Genomic DNA, 3,408 nt, shown 5'->3' on the forward strand with positions numbered 1-3,408 from the left:
GCGAGCCGGGCGCGCAGGCCGGCGGCCCGGCGGCGTGCGTCGCGGACGGACAGCGGCAGCGGCGACCAACCGGCCGCCCGGCCGAGCGCGACCACCGGCGGGTGGACGGGGGAGTGCGCCATGACCTCGGCCGGCTCGCCGAGCTCCGGGGCCCGCCCGGGGCCGGGCAGCAGCAGCACCTGGTCGGCGTACTGGACGACCCGCTCCAGCCGGTGTTCGGCCATCAGCACGGTGGTGCCGAGGTCGTGGACGAGCCGCTGCAGCACCGCCAGCACCTCCTCGGCGGCGCCCGGGTCGAGCGCCGAGGTCGGCTCGTCCAGCACCAGCACCCGGGGGTGGACGGTGAGCACCGAGCCGATCGCGACCCGCTGCTGCTGGCCGCCGGAGAGCGAGGTGAGGGCGCGGTCGCGCAGGTCGGCGAGGCCGAGCAGGTCGAGGGTCTCCTCGACGCGGCGCCGCATCACGTCCGGAGCGAGGCCCAGCGACTCCATCCCGTAGGCGAGTTCGTCCTCGACGGTGTCGGTGACGAAGTGCGCGAGCGGATCCTGCCCGACGGTGCCGACGACGTCGGCGAGGTCGCGCGGGCGGTGGGTGCGGGTGTCCCGCCCGGCGACGGTGACCCGGCCGTGCAGGGTGCCGCCGGTGAAGTGCGGGACGAGCCCGCTGACCGTCCCCAGCAGCGTCGACTTGCCGGAGCCGGACGGGCCGACGACCAGGCAGAGCTCGCCCTCCGGCACGGTCAGGTCGACCCCGGTCAGTGCGGGCTCGGCGGCGTCGGCGTAGGCGACCGACACCTGCTCGAAGGTGATCACGAGCTCCTCCGGGGCGGGACGGGGGCGGCCGCGGCCGGCACCAGGCCGATCAGCACGGCGGCCACGGCGGGCAGCGGCAGGGACGGCAGCTCCGGCGGCACCACGGACGGGGCGAACGCCGCCGGGTACCGCCCGGAACACCAGACGGTCAGCGCGGCGACGGCGATGCCCGAACCGGCCACCAGCCACTCGCGGACGGCCCACGGATCGGGCCGGTAGCGGGTGCGCAGACTGCGACGGCCGCCCAGCAGCAGCCCGGCGCCGGCCGAGGCCAGGCCGAGCAGCAGCACCGGCAGCGCCCAGTCGCTGCCGGCCGCGCCGAGCAGCCCGTACAGGGCGGCGCAGATGCCGAGCAGGCCGAGCAGGGTGAGTGCGGCGGTGGCGTGGGCGAGGCGGCGCGGCACGTCGGCGGTGCGGCCGAAGCCGCGGGTGTCCATCGCCGCGGCGAGCGCGACCGAGCGTTCCAGCGCACCCTCCAGCACCGGCAGCCCGACGCTCAGCAGGGCGGCGACGCCGCGGTCGTCGCGGCCGCGCAGCCGGCGGGCGGCCCGCAGCCGCCGCACGTCGGCGACCAGGTTCGGCGCGAAGGTCATCGCCACCACCGCGGCGAGCCCGGCCTCGTACAGGGCGCCGGGCAGGGCGCGCAGCAGCCGGGTCGGCGAGGCGAGCGCGTTGGCGGCGCCCACGCAGACCAGCAGCACGGCCAGCTTCAGCCCCTCGTACAGGGCGAACAGCAGGCCCTCCAGGGTGATCGCGCCGCCCACCCGGACGCCCTGCGCCCAGGACGGCAGCGGTAGCTGCGGCAGGGTCAGCAGCACGTGGGTGCCCTGCACCGGCGAGCCGAGCAGCACCGTGAACGCCATCCGGATGCCCAGCACCAGCAGCCCGAGCCGCAGGAACGCCCCGTACGACCGGGACCACGGCTCGTCGCCGCGGCGGGCGGCGACCACGTACCCGGCGACCGCGCCGATCAGCAGGAGCAGCAGCGGGTTGGTGGTGCGGGAGGCGGCGGCCGCCAGGCCGAGCGCCCACAGCCACCAGGCACCGGGGTGCAGGTGGCGCGGGCCGACGGCGGGGCGCGCGGCGGTGCGGGTTCGTGGCACGGCGGGTCTCCGGACGGGTCGTCAGCGGCGGCGGCGCAGCTGCCACCAGGCGCCGGCACCGAGCAGCAGGACGAGGACTCCGCCGAGCACCGGGCCGGTGAGGCCGGTGCCCCCGGACGGGGAGCCGGAGGCGGCCGGGGCACCGGCGTCCACCGCCTCGCCGCAGCCGGCCCGCGGGTAGCCGGCGATCGCGCACAGCATGCCCGCGCTGTCGTAGCGCAGCGGCGGGGCGACGGCGGCGAGCACCTCGGCCGAGGTGGCGGCGGCCGGTACCGAGGCGCAGGCCGTCCGGGCGGCGGGCGGGGCACCCGCGCCCTTCGGGGCGTCGGCGGGGGTGCCGAAGTCGAGCACCACGCCTACCCGCTTGCGGCCCTGCTGCGCCGGGGTGGCCGTGCACAGCGCGGCGAAGTCGCCGACGGCGCCGGGCCGGGCGGCCTCCTTCCCGCCGTCCGGGCTCAGCGCGAACCGCCAGCCGTCGACCGTGCCGTCGGCCGGCACGTACACCGCCGGGCCCTGCTGCTGGTAGGCCCAGGCGCCGCCGCTCGACTTCCAGAACGACCAGTAGCGGTAGTCCGCGGCCTGCGCGGGGCCGACCGGCAGCAGGACGAGGAGGACGGCCGGGACGGCGGCGGCGAGCAGCGCCGCCGCCGTCCGGCGCAGCGCACCGGTCACTGCTGCCCGTCGTCCTTCGCCGGGGTGCCGGCGGCGGCCGCGGCGGCCTGCCGACGGCGGTTGAGGCTGATCATCAGCCCGCCGCCGATGCCGACCACCAGGCCGGTGCCGACCAGCCAGATCGGCGAGAAACCGCCGTTGTCCTCGCCGTCGGTGATGCCGGAACCGGGCGCCGCGGTGCCGTCCGGGTTGGCCGAGGCGGCCGACGCCGCCGCGGACGGCAGCGAGAGCGGCTTGGGACCGGAGTCCACCAGCAGCTGCACCAGGTTGGTGCCGCCGAAGTTGTACGGGTCGAGCTTGGCGGCCTGGGCGACCAGCAGCAGCGTCGCGGCGGCCGCCGGGTCGGTGCCGTTCTTGCCCTTGGCGGCCCAGGCGTAGCCGTTGCCGGCCAGCCAGTCGGCGGCGCCCGCGGCCTGGTGCGGGTGGCCCGCGCGCACCAGCGACAGCACCGCCCAGGAGGTCGCGTTCAGGTCCGGCGCGGGCTCGGCACCGGGAGTGGTCAGCATCAGGTGCTGGCCGTTGGCGTTCAGCTGACCGACCAGGTGCGCGGAGGCGGCCTCGGCCGACTGCGCGGCGGGCACGGCCGCCGCGGCGCCGCCCGCGGGGCAGGCCAGGGCGGCGGGTGCGGCGTCCACCCGGTCGGTGGTGGCCACCGGCAGCGCCCCGCCGGCGGCGGCGAGCGCGGCCTGCCCGGTCGCCAGGCCGTTCGCCTTGGCGTCGGCACCCGGCTGGTAGACGTAGCCGCCGCGCTCGGCGGCCGGCGCGGCGCAGCCCAGCTGGAAGCCGGCGAGGCCGTCCAGGGCGCTGCGGCCGGCCTTGGC

3 protein-coding genes and 1 pseudogene are annotated in these 3,408 nt (G+C 78.3%); all 4 read right to left on the reverse strand.

Annotated elements, in window-relative coordinates; translation table 11 throughout:
• Positions 1-812: ABC transporter ATP-binding protein (locus tag ABZ641_RS29995; RefSeq protein ID WP_359986798.1), on the reverse strand; the 812-nt coding region annotated here is incomplete at its 3' end.
• The gene (locus tag ABZ641_RS30000) at positions 809-1,915 is read right to left on the reverse strand and encodes an energy-coupling factor transporter transmembrane protein EcfT (RefSeq protein WP_359986800.1); all 1,107 of its coding nucleotides are present in this window, start codon (positions 1,913-1,915) and stop codon (positions 809-811) included. The genes ABZ641_RS30000 and ABZ641_RS29995, both read right to left, overlap by 4 nt.
• 21 nt (positions 1,916-1,936) lie before the next feature.
• A complete protein-coding gene (locus ABZ641_RS30005; protein ID WP_344628002.1) occupies positions 1,937-2,587 on the reverse strand; it encodes an SCO2322 family protein in 651 nt (216 codons plus the stop codon).
• Positions 2,584-3,408: pseudogene (locus tag ABZ641_RS30010) on the reverse strand (hypothetical protein); the annotation flags it as partial. The gene ABZ641_RS30005 and the pseudogene ABZ641_RS30010, both read right to left, overlap by 4 nt.

It is taken from the genome of Kitasatospora sp. NPDC007106 (assembly GCF_040634455.1).
Taxonomy (GTDB): domain Bacteria; phylum Actinomycetota; class Actinomycetes; order Streptomycetales; family Streptomycetaceae; genus Kitasatospora; species Kitasatospora arboriphila.